This window comes from Flavitalea plasmicola (assembly GCF_030546645.1).
Lineage (GTDB): Bacteria > Bacteroidota > Bacteroidia > Chitinophagales > Chitinophagaceae > Puia.
Genome location: NZ_JAUOTO010000008.1, coordinates 53,847 through 67,069, shown reverse-complemented (window position 1 = coordinate 67,069; position 13,223 = coordinate 53,847). Strand labels below are relative to the sequence as shown.

The window sequence follows — 13,223 nt, the reverse complement described above, 5'->3', positions numbered from 1 at the left end:
TGGGCCTCATACCATAAAATATGAGCGCAATAGGAAAAACACCGTTGATAAAATTAGAAAGGTTGTCAGAGCCCGGCTCTGCAGACATCTATGTAAAGTATGAGGGTGCAAATCCCACCGGCAGCATGAAAGACAGGATGGCACTCTCTATGATCGAAGGGGCCGAGAGAAGAGGGGAGCTCAAGCCCGGGGGGACAGTTGTTGAATACACGGGAGGCAGCACGGGCGGCTCATTGGCGATGGTATGTGCCAATAAAGGATACCGGGCGCTTTTTGTATCCTCTGATGCTTTTGCGAAGGAAAAGCTTCAGACCATGCGTGCGTTCGGAGCGGAGCTCGAGGTCATCCCGAGCGGCAATGGTTTGATAACGGCAAAACTCATTGATACCCTGGTTGCAAGAGCAAGGGAATTAAGCAAAGAACCCAATACTTTCTGGACAAACCAGTTTAACAACATTGACAACAGGAACGCTTATCATCACATGGCAGGAGAGATCATCGACGTTCTTGGAAAGAACATAAATGAGTTTATTATGGGCGTTGGCACGGGCGGGTGCTTTTCCGGCAACGCCGAGGTGTTTAAAAGAGAGCTGCCCGGCATCCGGTGCATCGCCATTGAGCCCTTGCATGTGCGTGCTCTTTCAGGAGGGGATATTTCAGGGTCGCACAGGTTAGAAGGGATTGGGACAGGATTCGTGCCGGTTATCTGCAGGCTGGACCTGGCGGATGAGATCATGGCTGTGTCGGATGAAGATGCCTATGCAACGGCAAGAAAGCTGGCGAGGCTGGAAGGGATATTTGGAGGGATCACTTCAGGGGCGAATGTCTGGGCCGCCCTACAAAGAGCAAGGATCATCGGTGCAGGGAAGAAGATCGTTACCATTATAGTCGATTCGGGTTTAAAGTATCTCAACGGAGATCTGTATAAGGCATGATTAACCTCCCTGAAAAAAATTTGTTGAATCCCGGAATATCGTATCTTTATTCTCCTATCTTATCTGCCATATCCCCCTTTCACCATTCCGTCTTCCCCCTTATCTGTCCGCCCCTGTTTCCGCCACGCCATGAACTTTTTAAACGGCTGCCCGGCGCACCCATCCTGTGTTTGGAAAATTCCGCTTTGAACAAAGATGTGAGTCAAAGGAGTTTGCCGTCGGGCATATGCCGGAAAACGAGCATGAACAACCTGCCATTCCACAGATCCACAGTTAAAGTACCAGGCTGGTCCGAAGACCGGCCTGGATTTTTGTTTGGCGCCTATGGGGTTCTCTGAAATGTAACCCCGGCGCCAAACATTTTATGATGGGCCTTAGGCCAACGAACCCGTGGTCCGTTTTTTATGGCAGGTCCTAAGGAAATAATTAGTCACATTTGACCAATTTTTTCTTTGCAGCAGCTGTAATTTAACTTTATGATACGCTCCCTCAGACTGGCCGTTCTTTTGGCTGTTGTCGTCCTGGCAGCCTGTATTCAATGTAAGACCAAAGAAGCACCAGGCATACCGCCGGGCGACCGGAATAATGGGGGACTCTTGCTGCCCGGAGGCTTTGAGGCGGTGGTAGTTGCTGACAGCATCGGGAGGGCAAGGCATCTTACGGTGAATCACAATGGGGATGTCTATGTTAAACTGGCATACAATGACGTCATGCACGGGAGAGGCGGAACCGTCGCTCTACGGGATGTCAATAATGACGGCAAGGCGGATGTCATAGCTTATTTCGGTGACTACAAGGATGAAGGCGGTCTGCCGGCAGGGATGTCCATTCATAAAGGTTACCTGTATACCTCCACGGTGAAATATGTGTTGCGGAATAAATTAACCCCGGGGGAACTGATCCCAACCGGGAAAACGGAAGTGATCTTCACGGATGATGAGGCGGATCTGTTGAAACACTGGCATTCGCAGAAACCGCTGGCCTTCGACAATGAGGGCCATATGTATATCCCTTTCGGAGCTCCCGATGATGGGGGCCAGGATATGAATACTGCTGGTCCTGCAGGGATGCCAGGCGGTAAAGGAGTGGATCCCTCGCCTGATCTTGCTATACATGCAGGGATCTGGAAATTCAGCGACAGTAAGCAAGGGCAGACACAAAAGGACGGTGTTAAATACGCCACGGGCATCCGGAGTGTATTGGGCATCGCCTGGAGTCCCATGGATAATGCTTTGTATGCAGTGATGAATGGAATGGACAATTTTCATACCCGGTATCCTGCGATTTATACTCCCTGGCAAGCGGCTGTGCTTCCTGCAGAGCCTTTGTTAAAGGTGAGGGAGCATGCGGATTTTGGTTGGCCTTATGCTTATTACGACCAGCTGCAAGGGAAAAATGTGCTGCAGCCGGCTTATGGCGGCGATGGGAAAAAAGTGGGCAGGGCGGCTGCTTATGATACGCCGGTCATGGCTTTCCCGGGGCATTGGGCACCCATGGACTTATTATTTTACCAGGGCAATCAATTTCCTGAACGGTATAAAAAGGGCGCCTTTGTTGCTTTTCATGGGTCTACAGATCGTTCGCCTTATCCCCAGGCAGGTTATATCGTCTGTTTTGTTCCGTTTGAAAATGGGAAGCCGGCAGGGAAATGGGAGGTCTTTGCCGATGGTTTCACCGGAGTAGATACGGTAGTCAACACGCATGATGCAGTCTACAGGCCAATGGGACTTGCCGAAGGACCCGATGGATCGCTGTATATTACTGAATCAAATAAAGGAAAGATATGGCGGGTGATGTACAGGGCGGACAAAAATAAATTCGGGGAGGCCCAGTTGGCGCAGATGGAAGGCCGGAAATCCCGGTCCTATATAAAAACGCCGGATGAGGTGAAGGATAATCTGGGCCAGGGGGGCGAAATGGAAGGGCTTATCCTGTATAACTCTTACTGTGCAGGATGTCATCAACGGGATGGTAAAGGAGACAACAGCCGCTATCCGCCCCTGGCAGGCTCTGACTGGATCAGGGGGAATAAGGACCGGCTGATCGGGGTTTTGCTGCACGGACTGCAGGGGGAGATCCAGGTGAATGGAAAGACTTTCAATGGTGTGATGCCTGCGCACGAAGCGTTCCTGGACGACCACGCCGTCGCATCGATCCTCACGTATGTCGAGGGGAGGTTTAACAAGGTAAATACACCGGTACCAACCGAGGCCGTAACGAAGGTCAGGAAGGCGGCTGGCGCAGCCGCCAAATAGGGAGCCGCCTTCCTAAAAGATCATTTTGAACTTAATTCGGGTTTGTATATCAATAACTCTGACCAACGTCTTTCCACTGCGTCCGCATAGTCTTTCAAAAATGCATCGAACGATCCGGCTCCGTTGGCAGTATTGTATCGATCATTTAAAGGGCCGCGAAAGCTCTCATCTATTTCTTTTAATCCCTGTTTCAGTCTTGTCACCGTCAGGAAGGCTGGATCTCCCGATGCTACGGCCCGGTAAACTGCGACTGATTCTTTCCCGGCCTGCCATACGTTTTTCATTTTTTTGATCAGGTCCCGTACGGTGAAGATCCTGCCGGGCTTAGCGATCATATGATTGATGAGGATCTTATCGGCATAATCGGTGATCTCTACTGTGCTCAGATCGGTGATGAATTCAAAATAGCTTTGAGAGCCTTGGTTCACAGTCAATGGCGCTATGTTCTTTTCCCAGTCAGCAGTATGTTCTGCGCTGAGATCGCCCCGGCCATCCATGGTTGTCCAGCTATTGGGGCCCTCTGTTATCATATACCCACCGGCATCAGGGCCTGAGTCGATGCTCCATACCCGCCATTTCCAGTCGCCCGTGTGATATTTTTGGGCGTGTGCGGCGAGTGCTTTTTCAAATTCAGCGATCTTTTCCGGCTTGGAAAACACCCTGGTCGAGCTGATGACATTTTTCGTCTGGCCCATTCCGATCAACGGAATTAATAGCCCAATGACAAGCATTTTTTTCATGATGAAAGCATTAAGGATGAATAAAAAGAGGCAGGAGTATTGATAGGGCAGTGATCCGGTTAAATACACGCGTTATATTTAACAAGTGTAAATTAAGGATATTTATTTTGTTACAGATACAAATATATTTTATATAATTTATATCAGCGACATATTCAATTGATTATCATATCTATATAGACATAATCGCTAGCGAACCAATAAGGGAAGAACTCGTTTCCAAAATGAGTTGGCAAATGGTTCAATTTAGGCGGTCTGTCAGCGTTATCCTGATCGAAGATCTGCTGGGGTTATAAGGACATGCAGTAAAATAAAAATATAATTTTTCTGTTATTAAACCGGTGTTATCCATCATTGTCCAATACTTAAAATCCGAAAAATGAAATCTAAACTTTTTGTATCAGCTGTCGTGTTACTCTTATCCGGTGCATTATCAAAAGTATCCGCGCAGACTGCTACTCCGGTGGCTACCGGGCGTCAGGTCAATCAACAGGAGCGGATCCAGCAAGGTGCCGCCAGCGGAGCATTGACTCCCCGTGAAACCAGGAGACTGGAAGCGAGGCAGGCCAAAGTGGCCAATGACAAACGGGAGGCTAAAGCTGATGGTGTTGTAACGCCGGCCGAAAAGCGTAAGTTGAACCGTGAGCAGAACAGGAACAGCAGGGCCATCCGCAGACAGAAGCATGATGCACAGACAGCGCACTAATTAAATAATCATATTCCTTGCAATCCCGGCATCGTCCGGGATTTTTCATTTCTATCAATGGCACGCTGTGGAAGGATGCAGCCCTTCGTGATCTATGGTCAACCTTGCCTTTCCTTTCTTGCTGAAAGTGATGATCCAGATACTGTCGAAATCCCCGTCTTTCCAGTGTAATTTGTCTTCCACTCCCAGTTCTTCTGCGATGTCGACCAGCCCTTTGTGCTCCCATACGACGAGCACTGTTCCTTTTTGTTTCAGGATATCGCGGGAGACACCGGCGATGTTGTTCACTTTGTAAGTATTATTGATCGGTAGATTGTATTTGGAGGAAAATGGAAGAATGGTCTGATACATTCTTGCATGTTTGGTGGGGTCGCTTTCTGTAAATGATGGGACATATATTACGCGGGGAAGGCCGATCTTAGCATAAAGGACATTCGGCAATTCCCTGGCCCTGTTGACGCCCTGACAATTCAGCGTATAGCCTTCTTTTGGTTTTTCTGCATGGCGGATGAGCACGACGCTTAGTGCGTCGTTCTTGGATTGGCTATGGGCAGGGAAGGAAAGCAGGGTAGAGGTGAGCAGGGAGATGATAATGATGGAATATTTGTTCATGGTCACAATTTATGGATTAAATACGGTATAGGTTATTGCGTATATTTGATTATGTCAATAACAAAAGAGCTGAACTAACGCGATGAAAAAAACAAGATTTGAAGCTTTTAGCGATGGTGTGCTGGCAATCATTATTACAATTATGGTGCTGGAAATAAAAGTGCCCCACGGTGAACGGTTTTCCGATCTGAAAGAGCTTTATCCTATTTTTCTCAGCTATGCGCTAAGCTTCATTTACATTGGCATCTATTGGAACAATCATCATCATATGATGTCTGCTGTTAGCATGGTTACCGGCGGCATACTCTGGGCAAATCTACATCTCTTGTTTTGGTTGTCATTGGTCCCCTTTGCAACCGGATGGATAGGTGAAAACCATTTTGCCGCGGCTCCTATGACCCTATATGGTTTTGTTCTCTTAATGGCGGGCGTAGCCTATTACATTTTACAAAGCCGCATCATTAAGAATGAGGGTAAGAATTCATTGCTGGCAAAAGCTATTGGTAAAGATTTAAAAGGTAAGATATCGCCTTTCCTGTACATCACTGCTATGGCCTTAGCCTGGCTGAATTCTATCATTTCAGGTGTAATTTACCTCGCTGCTGCTTTGATATGGCTAATCCCCGATAAACGAATTGAAAGAGCCCTCCGGCAGAATAAGGAAGGTGGTGATATTTAGCGCCGAAGGATTACACAAAAAGCGGGAAAATGTTTTTTCATTCAACCAATCTATCAAAATTATTTCTTGAAAACCAACCCAATGTGATGAATTGTGAGTAAATTTATATTCCACGCACTTATCCGCTTATCAATGAAGAAAGTATCGATTCTGATCCATGAAGATGTATACTGGTCAAGCGCAACCAGCGCTTTGGATCTTTTCTCCGGCGCAAATCGTTATCTTGAAAGAATTGGCGAATCACCTGCTTTCGACCTGGAACTGGTGGGCGAAAGACCCGAAAGTATCCAGTTGGGGGGAACCGCTCGCTTTATTCGCCAGGTTGCTATCCAAAAAGTAACCCAAACAGATCTTATCGTCATCCCCGGATTCGACGGCGCGAGCAAAAATATCCTCGAGAAATACGGGGCCATCATCGAATGGATCAAATCGATGCGAAGATCCGGAACAGAGATTGCCAGCCTTTGCGTCGGAAGCTTCTTTTTGGCGGAAGCCGGATTACTAAATGGTAAGGCGGCTACATCCCATTGGTCGGTGACTGATGAAATGCAATTGCGGTACCCGCAGGTAAGATTGCGATCGGACAAGGTCATCACCGATCAGGATGGGATTTACACCGGTGGCGGCGCCTTTGCTTCGCTAAAGCTGATTCTTTACCTGATCGAAAGGTTTTGCGGGCGGGAAACCGCCCTCGCAATCAGTAAGGCGTATTCTATCGACACCGATTCCTTAAGCCAGGCTCATTTCGCAGTATTTACAGGTCAGCGTCAACATAATGATGACGAAATCCTGAAAATCCAGGCTTATATCGAGCAGAACTATTCCTCCAATATCTCTATCGACCAGGTTTCGGCCTTAACTCATACCAGCAGAAGGAATTTTATCCGTCGCTTTAAAGCGGCCACCAATAATACGCCGATAGAATATCTTCAGCGGGTCAGGGTAGAAGCGGCAAAGAAAGCGCTGGAAAGTGACGATCTGCAGTTGATCGACCTCGCTGGCGTGGCCGGCTACGAAGATATTAAGACATTCAGAATGGTCTTCAAGAAACTGACCGGCATGTCTCCCCGCGATTACCGAAAAAAATATGCGCGAAAGACAGCCATGTTATGATTGGCTGGATTACCGTTGCCGCCGGATCCAGGTCATCTGCACCATCGTTCCATTGTAAAGCAACAGATAGGCGGGGAACAGGAAGTAAATAATCTCATGGCCGATGCAGATAAAAAGGGCAAGCACGGCTGACGTCGTGCTTAACACCCATGATACCGATCGTTCCTGTGCCAGCTCCCGCCACGCTTTTACAATCGTAGGGGCGCCGAGCAATGCATCTGAAATGATCGCGAATATCGTCGTTGCCCAGGGATTGGCAGAAAGAACATACACAACGACACAGCAAAAGCCTGCCGCCACGAACTTCAGATCGCTGCGTCGAATGGAATAATTGTTGCTTAACCAGGCCACAACCGTGATCACCAAACAACCCACTGTTGAAAACGCGATTGCCGTCATGCTCCACTGCCATCCCCCGTGGTTGATCTGCGAGATTAGCGTGATGCACATCAGAACCGCCCAGCCGAACCATGTCAGCACGCTTGGGGTAATTTTTCTTTGCAGACAGTTCAGGATATAGATCACCTGGCCGGTGATAACGATGAGGGCGCCGGCAAACCCAACTATTTTTTCCATAATATGATTGTGTTTGTGGTTAAAGCAATCCAAGTTTGGGTTTTACCCATTCGGCGAGCCGGTTAATAGAGTCGTTCGATTCCGGAGCACGTCCCGCAGCCATCTGAAACGTATGTTGCATCCCCGGGAAAATGTCCACCTTTATATCAACACCAGCTTGCATGGCCTTCTCCGCCAAACGCCGGCTATCATCCAGTAATACCTCGTCTCCGCCGACATGGATATAGATCGGCGGCAACCCCTTCAGATCTCCATACAACGGATTTGCATACTGATCTTTGATATTGCCCCCTTCTCCGACAAACATCAGCGCCATAGACTTCACCCAATCGCGCTGCAGCAACAGATCCTTCCCGTTATTGGAGTCCATCGAATCTCCGACTGCTTCCATATCAAACCAGGGGGACATCGGTAATGCCGCAGCCGGTAAAGGAAGACCTTTGTCCCGGGCAAGCAACAACCCGGTGATCGCCAGGCCGCCCCCCGCCGAATCTCCTGTAAAGGCGATGTGATGGGGCTCGATTCCCTGGCTTAGCAGCCATTCATACGCCGTGACCGTGTCGTTGACCTGCGCCGGATGCACATGCTCGGGGGTGCGGCGATAGTCCAGGATCAATGCCTTGGCGCCGGCGGCTTTCGCCAGGTGAGCAAACATTTTCCGGTGCGTATACATCGAACCTGAAAAGAAGCCGCCGCCGTGAAGACACAGCAGGACCCTGTCTTGCACGGCCCCTTTCGGCACTGCCCACATTGCCGGGACACCCCCCGCGTTCGTTTCGATATAATCCACTCCACCCGGCTCTGCCGTAAGACTTTGCCAGTTTTCACCAAAATCCCGCGCCGCATCGAGCGACTCATGTTTGGGAGCGGCTTCAACGATCTTCAGCCACCATTTACCTACTTCTTCTACTTGTTTGCTTGGTTTGTTAACCTGAGTTTCCGTTGTCATAGTAATTAATTTTAACCAAAATTACTCTCGCCACACCCCCTAAAAAACCGGCATTCTTGCCTTTTAAAGGGGGTGTTTTTGACAACGCATGTCTACTCCAAAGGCACCTCCCCATCCTCGGTGTAACTCGAAAAAATAGCGCCTGTTGAGGGTAAAGAATCATATAGATGGATAGAGACCGCTCTGAAAAGCAAAGAAGTCTTACATACAGCCAGAAAAATCATAAGAAAGAGGGCAATTGGGTTACGCTACCGAAAAAACAAAACCCGCAGCTATCGCTGCGGGCTTCTTGTTCGTCGGGACGACTGGATTACCTTCGGCCTACCGGCCTCGGTGATCCAGAGAGGGGAGGCCTAAAACAAATCAGCACAGCCCTTCGGGCTTTTTTGCATTTTTCACCTTCCGCTTTCGAGCGAGCTCGACGCGTCCGGCTCAAAACGCAAAAGCCTCCGCTATCGCGGAGGCTGTGCTGATTTTTGTTTTGTCGGGACGACTGGATTCGAACCAGCGACCCCTTGCACCCCATGCAAGTGCGCTACCGGGCTGCGCTACGTCCCGAAAAAAATCTGCCTTTGGGAACACGAACCGGAGGTTCGTCCCGGAACCTATCCTATTGAATTACACCAGGATCAAACGATTCCAGGGGTGCAAAGGTAAAAGAAAAAACTTTGATTTACCGAAAAAAATTCGTTTTTTGAGGTCCGATCGCTTTAACTTTTTTTTGGCTGTTAAATTTTTAATAATTGGCTCAATACTTGCGTTTACTCTAGCATCTTCTTAAAATCTACATACTCATTGGTCTAATTCTACCAAGCCTGTTTTAAACAGTCCCCTTCGATCCCGTCATCCTTTCGTAAAACCGCCTTTATCGTCCATTCGTCCGACGTCATCAACAAAAAATTAAACTAAGAATGAAGAAATTCTTATTGCTGGGAATGTTATCCCCTTTCCTGGTCCAGGCCCAATGGCATGTCAATATTTTAGGAGGTTTTTCTAATTACATCGGTGACCTCCAACGCAGAGGTTATACGACCCAGCAAGCGCATTTTGCTTTCAGCGGCGGCCTTCAATATGATCTCAGCGCTCATTTTTCCATTTTAGGGAATCTCAGCTATGCAAAAGTGGGCGCCTCGGATGCGTATAGCAATAAGCCTGATGTCGTTGCCCGTAATCTTAGCTTTCAGAGCCGCATTTATGAAGGTAACCTGCTGTTGGAATACAATTTACTCGACCTTAACCAGCATCGGTTCACCCCTTATGCATTTGGGGGATTTGCCCTCTATCATTTCAATCCCTTTGCTTTCGACAGCCTGGGGCATAAGCTGTACCTGCGCCAGCTGAGTACGGAAGGCGAGGGGCTGGCGGCCTACCCGGACCGGAAGCCCTATAATTTGACGCAGATAGCTATTCCATTCGGCGGCGGCATCAAGATGAGGGTGACGGATAACGTCGTCATCGCTTACGAGATAGGTTTACGCAAGCTTTTCACCGATTATCTGGATGACGTGAGCACTACCTATGTCGATCGGGCGACGCTGCTGGCGGCGCGCGGGCCGGATGCCGTAAAAATGGCTTATCGCGGCAGCGAGCTAAAAACGGGCGGGGCCTATCCCGAAGATGGCACGATAAGGGGGAATCATAAGACAAAGGACTGGTACTATATCTCCGGTATACGTATAACCATCGGCATCAACACCAGGCGCGGCGTACAGGAATACAGGCGAAGAAAGGGGGTCTACGACTGCCCGGAAAAAGTTTATTGAAAGGGCACGGGTTTCTGATATAATTTTGCAACGGCGGATCATCTGGTCCGCCGTTCGTCTTACTGGAAGAAAAGTGAAATTATAACAGCATGGCTTATCGAAATCAGCAGGAATTTATTCAGGCCCTGGAAAGGGCAGGGGAACTGGTGCGTATCAAGACCTATGTGGACCCGAAATTGGAGATAGCGGAGATCACCGACAGGATCAGCAAGAGCGGCCATGGAGGAAAGGCATTGCTTTTCGAAAATACGGGCACTGACTTTCCCGTGCTGATGAATGCTTATGGCAGTGAAAGGAGGATGTGCATGGCGCTGGGGGTGGAGCACCTGGACGACGTGACGCGTGAGATCGAAGGTCTGTTCCATATGTTGTCGGCTCCGAGGGAAAGCATCCTGGACAAATTGAAGCTGCTTCCCAAATTGGGGCAGTTTGCCAGCTGGATGCCTAAGGTGAAGAGCGGTAGGGGGGAGTGCCAGGAAGTGGTGCTTGAAAACCCGGATATCGGCGTCCTTCCTGTTATCACATGCTGGCCTAAAGATGGCGGACCCTTCGTCACTTTACCCATTATCCATACGAAAGATCCTAACAATGGCAACCGGAACGTGGGTATGTACCGGATGCAGGTGTTCGGGCCCACCCTGACGGGTATGCATTGGCATAAACACAAAGTCAGCGCCAAACATTTTTCTGAATATAAAAAGACGGGGCAGCGGATGCCGGTGGCTGTAGCCTTGGGGGGTGATCCGGCTTATGCGTACAGCGCTACGGCGCCTCTGCCGGAGAATGTGGATGAATATATGCTGGCGGGATTTCTCCGGAAGAAAAAAGTGGAGCTGGTAAAGTGTATTACGCAGCCGGAGATCGAAGTGCCCGCCGATGCGGATTTTGTGATCGAGGGGTATGTGGATCCCAACGAAGAAATGATCTGGGAAGGGCCCTTTGGCGACCACACCGGTTATTATTCCCTGCCGGACTGGTACCCCAGGTTCCATATCACGGCTATTACCCATCGCAGGAATGCCGTATACCCGGCTACCATCGTGGGCATTCCGCCTCAGGAAGATGCCTGGCTGGGGAAGGCCACTGAAAGGATATTTCTGGCTCCTATAAAAATGACGTTGATACCCGAGATCATCGATATGGATATGCCCGTGGAAGGGGTATTCCATAACCTGGTCATCACCAAGATCAAAAAAGACTATGCCGGGCAGGCCCAGAAAGTGATGAATGCCATGTGGGGAGCGGGGCAAATGATGTTCAACAAGATCCTGGTCATCGCGGACCAGGATGCCACTATACAGGATTATCCTGCATTGGCGGCTGCAGTTCTGCGTCATTTCAACCCGGCCACGGATGCTTATTTTTCCCAGGGCCCCATGGACGTCCTGGATCACAGCTGCAGTAAGCTGGGTTTTGGGGGTAAGATGTGTATCGATGGGACTGCTAAAACGGAAGAAGAATACGACGAGCGGTATCTGGTGGCTGCCCCCGTGGACAAGGGGCTCTCGGCCTCCCTGCTGATGGGACAATTCCAGGAGATCAAAAAGGCCAATCTCAGCCTGCTGCAACGGGATATCCCCTGTCTGATCCTCAGTGTCAAAAAACAGCGGCCGGGCCATATCAGCGCTTTGCATACGGCCCTTTGCCAGCTGGAAGAAATGGAAGGGATCAAAATGGTCGTTTATGTGGAGCATACGGTGGATGCGGAAGACCTGCCGGTAGCGTTGTGGAGGTGCTGCAACAACCTGGACCCGCGGCGGGACCATTTGGTGACGGAAAGGCCATCCAGGAAGGAACCTCAAAAAATATTCGCCTGCCTGGGATTGGATGGTACCCGAAAAACCCCGGAATTCGATAACTTTCAGCGCGACTGGCCGAATATCATTGTGGCGGACGACGCTACGATAGCGGCAGTAGATAAAAAATGGGAACAGCTGGGATTGGGACCTTTCCTGCCTTCCCCGTCATTAAAATTCAAAGACCAGATGTATGGACAAGAAGCGATCGCGCCTTCAGTTGCATAAGATCCGCCGGTGGAGGCATTCAATATTATTATCGGCGGGATTGCTGTCCGCCGGTCTTGGCTTTTCGCAGACACCTCACACTTTATTATGGCAGATCTCCGGCAAGGGTCTGGCAAAACCTTCCTATCTGTTTGGGACCATGCATGTATTGTGTGCGGAAGATGCACGACTGAGCGATAGCCTGCGGTCAGTGATCGCACATTGCGATGAGGTCTATTTCGAGATCAATCTCAGCGATATGTCGGGGATGCTGGGCGCGCTCAAATACATGCGGATGAATGACAGCAAGAAATTATCCGATCTGCTGTCGCCCAAAGATTACGAGCGGGTGAAGGCTTATTTTACGCAGCATCCTCCCATGCTCCCATTTGGAATGCTGGAACGATTCAAGCCCATGCTGGTCAGTGCCCTGATCGAAGAGGCAAGCCTTGGATGCAAGACGACGGACGGCATGGAGCTGATGATCATGAAGGAGCTGCAAAACAAGCCGGTGAACGGGCTGGAGACAGCAGAGTTCCAGGCAAGCCTGTTCGACAGTATCCCTTACGAGCAACAGGCGAAAGACCTGGTGAATTATGTGGATAGCAGTGAGTATAACAGGAAGACGACCATGGAGCTGGCAACCGTATACAAAGAACAGGACCTTGATCGCCTCGATTCTCTTAGCAGGAAGGGCGATCCGGGGATGAGCAGCTACATGGACGTTTTATTATATGGGCGCAACCGGAAATGGGCGACTTACCTTACCACCGTATTACCCGGAAAATCCCTGCTGATAGCCGTAGGAGCCGCACATTTACCAGGGGAGAATGGCGTGATCGATTTGTTAAGAAAGCGGGGCTATACCCTCACGCCAGTGAAAAACTAACCC

At 49.5% G+C, this 13,223-nt stretch carries 13 protein-coding genes and 1 tRNA gene; 8 read left to right on the top strand and 6 right to left on the bottom strand.

Going from position 1 to position 13,223, the window contains the following annotated elements; all coding sequences use genetic code 11:
• Positions 1-20: 20 nt before the first annotated feature.
• Together Q4E93_RS28235 and Q4E93_RS28230 are read left to right on the top strand one after the other, a co-directional pair.
• Positions 21-935, top strand: a complete 915-nt coding sequence (locus tag Q4E93_RS28235) for a PLP-dependent cysteine synthase family protein (protein ID WP_303591102.1) — start codon at positions 21-23, stop codon at positions 933-935.
• 476 nt (positions 936-1,411) lie between these two features.
• Positions 1,412-3,190: a PQQ-dependent sugar dehydrogenase gene (locus tag Q4E93_RS28230; RefSeq protein ID WP_303591100.1), complete on the top strand. Its 1,779-nt coding sequence runs from the start codon at positions 1,412-1,414 to the stop codon at positions 3,188-3,190.
• Between the two features lie 20 nt (positions 3,191-3,210).
• Here Q4E93_RS28230 and Q4E93_RS28225 read toward each other — a convergent pair whose 3' ends face one another.
• Positions 3,211-3,930 (bottom strand): hypothetical protein, encoded by a 720-nt coding sequence (locus tag Q4E93_RS28225; protein ID WP_303591099.1) that lies wholly within the window; start codon positions 3,928-3,930, stop codon positions 3,211-3,213.
• A 10-nt stretch (positions 3,931-3,940) separates the two neighbouring features.
• On the bottom strand, positions 3,941-4,072 hold the full coding sequence (locus Q4E93_RS34500) for a hypothetical protein (protein ID WP_368501907.1): 132 nt from the start codon (positions 4,070-4,072) through the stop codon (positions 3,941-3,943).
• A gap of 237 nt (positions 4,073-4,309) precedes the next feature.
• On the opposite strand from Q4E93_RS34500, the gene Q4E93_RS28220 reads away from it, so the two are divergent.
• Complete coding sequence (locus tag Q4E93_RS28220) at positions 4,310-4,636, top strand: hypothetical protein (protein WP_303591097.1); 327 nt, start codon at positions 4,310-4,312, stop codon at positions 4,634-4,636.
• A gap of 54 nt (positions 4,637-4,690) precedes the next feature.
• Here the strand turns inward: Q4E93_RS28220 and Q4E93_RS28215 are convergent, their stop codons facing one another.
• Positions 4,691-5,248, bottom strand: coding sequence for a histidine phosphatase family protein (locus tag Q4E93_RS28215; protein ID WP_303591095.1), 558 nt, complete (start codon positions 5,246-5,248; stop codon positions 4,691-4,693).
• An 82-nt stretch (positions 5,249-5,330) separates the two neighbouring features.
• On the opposite strand from Q4E93_RS28215, the gene Q4E93_RS28210 reads away from it, so the two are divergent.
• Positions 5,331-5,927: a TMEM175 family protein gene (locus Q4E93_RS28210; protein WP_303591094.1), complete on the top strand. Its 597-nt coding sequence runs from the start codon at positions 5,331-5,333 to the stop codon at positions 5,925-5,927.
• A gap of 132 nt (positions 5,928-6,059) precedes the next feature.
• The gene (locus Q4E93_RS28205; RefSeq protein ID WP_303591092.1) at positions 6,060-7,040 is read left to right on the top strand and encodes a GlxA family transcriptional regulator; all 981 of its coding nucleotides are present in this window, start codon (positions 6,060-6,062) and stop codon (positions 7,038-7,040) included.
• Positions 7,041-7,049: 9 nt separating this feature from the next.
• On the opposite strand, the gene Q4E93_RS28200 is transcribed toward Q4E93_RS28205, so the two are convergent.
• The 3 genes from Q4E93_RS28200 to Q4E93_RS28190 form a co-directional block, all read right to left on the bottom strand.
• Positions 7,050-7,616 (bottom strand): hypothetical protein, encoded by a 567-nt coding sequence (locus Q4E93_RS28200; RefSeq protein WP_303591091.1) that lies wholly within the window; start codon positions 7,614-7,616, stop codon positions 7,050-7,052.
• A 19-nt stretch (positions 7,617-7,635) separates the two neighbouring features.
• Positions 7,636-8,565 carry an alpha/beta hydrolase gene (locus tag Q4E93_RS28195; RefSeq protein WP_303591089.1) on the bottom strand — a complete coding sequence of 310 codons (930 nt, stop codon included), beginning with the start codon at positions 8,563-8,565 and terminating at the stop codon, positions 7,636-7,638.
• A gap of 484 nt (positions 8,566-9,049) precedes the next feature.
• A tRNA-Pro gene (locus Q4E93_RS28190) sits at positions 9,050-9,123 on the bottom strand.
• A gap of 353 nt (positions 9,124-9,476) precedes the next feature.
• On the opposite strand from Q4E93_RS28190, the gene Q4E93_RS28185 reads away from it, so the two are divergent.
• The 3 genes from Q4E93_RS28185 to Q4E93_RS28175 all read left to right on the top strand — a co-directional run bounded on the left by Q4E93_RS28185 (position 9,477) and on the right by Q4E93_RS28175 (position 13,220).
• A complete protein-coding gene (locus Q4E93_RS28185) occupies positions 9,477-10,328 on the top strand; it encodes a DUF6089 family protein (RefSeq protein WP_303591087.1) in 852 nt (283 codons plus the stop codon).
• Between the two features lie 89 nt (positions 10,329-10,417).
• Positions 10,418-12,352: a menaquinone biosynthesis decarboxylase gene (locus Q4E93_RS28180; protein WP_303591085.1), complete on the top strand. Its 1,935-nt coding sequence runs from the start codon at positions 10,418-10,420 to the stop codon at positions 12,350-12,352.
• Positions 12,318-13,220, top strand: a complete 903-nt coding sequence (locus tag Q4E93_RS28175; RefSeq protein ID WP_303591083.1) for a TraB/GumN family protein — start codon at positions 12,318-12,320, stop codon at positions 13,218-13,220. The genes Q4E93_RS28180 and Q4E93_RS28175 overlap by 35 nt, the downstream gene beginning before the upstream one ends.
• The last annotated feature ends 3 nt before the right edge of the window (positions 13,221-13,223 follow it).

Coding starts and splice junctions, on each gene's coding strand:
- Q4E93_RS28175 (WP_303591083.1), top strand. CDS start 12,318: ATGGACAAGAAGCGATCGCGCCTTCAGTTGCATAAGATCCGCCGGTGG.
- Q4E93_RS28200 (WP_303591091.1), bottom strand. CDS start 7,616: ATGGAAAAAATAGTTGGGTTTGCCGGCGCCCTCATCGTTATCACCGGC.
- Q4E93_RS28235 (WP_303591102.1), top strand. CDS start 21: ATGAGCGCAATAGGAAAAACACCGTTGATAAAATTAGAAAGGTTGTCA.
- Q4E93_RS28205 (WP_303591092.1), top strand. CDS start 6,060: ATGAAGAAAGTATCGATTCTGATCCATGAAGATGTATACTGGTCAAGC.
- Q4E93_RS28195 (WP_303591089.1), bottom strand. CDS start 8,565: ATGACAACGGAAACTCAGGTTAACAAACCAAGCAAACAAGTAGAAGAA.
- Q4E93_RS28180 (WP_303591085.1), top strand. CDS start 10,418: ATGGCTTATCGAAATCAGCAGGAATTTATTCAGGCCCTGGAAAGGGCA.
- Q4E93_RS28210 (WP_303591094.1), top strand. CDS start 5,331: ATGAAAAAAACAAGATTTGAAGCTTTTAGCGATGGTGTGCTGGCAATC.
- Q4E93_RS28230 (WP_303591100.1), top strand. CDS start 1,412: ATGATACGCTCCCTCAGACTGGCCGTTCTTTTGGCTGTTGTCGTCCTG.
- Q4E93_RS28215 (WP_303591095.1), bottom strand. CDS start 5,248: ATGAACAAATATTCCATCATTATCATCTCCCTGCTCACCTCTACCCTG.
- Q4E93_RS28225 (WP_303591099.1), bottom strand. CDS start 3,930: ATGAAAAAAATGCTTGTCATTGGGCTATTAATTCCGTTGATCGGAATG.
- Q4E93_RS28220 (WP_303591097.1), top strand. CDS start 4,310: ATGAAATCTAAACTTTTTGTATCAGCTGTCGTGTTACTCTTATCCGGT.
- Q4E93_RS28185 (WP_303591087.1), top strand. CDS start 9,477: ATGAAGAAATTCTTATTGCTGGGAATGTTATCCCCTTTCCTGGTCCAG.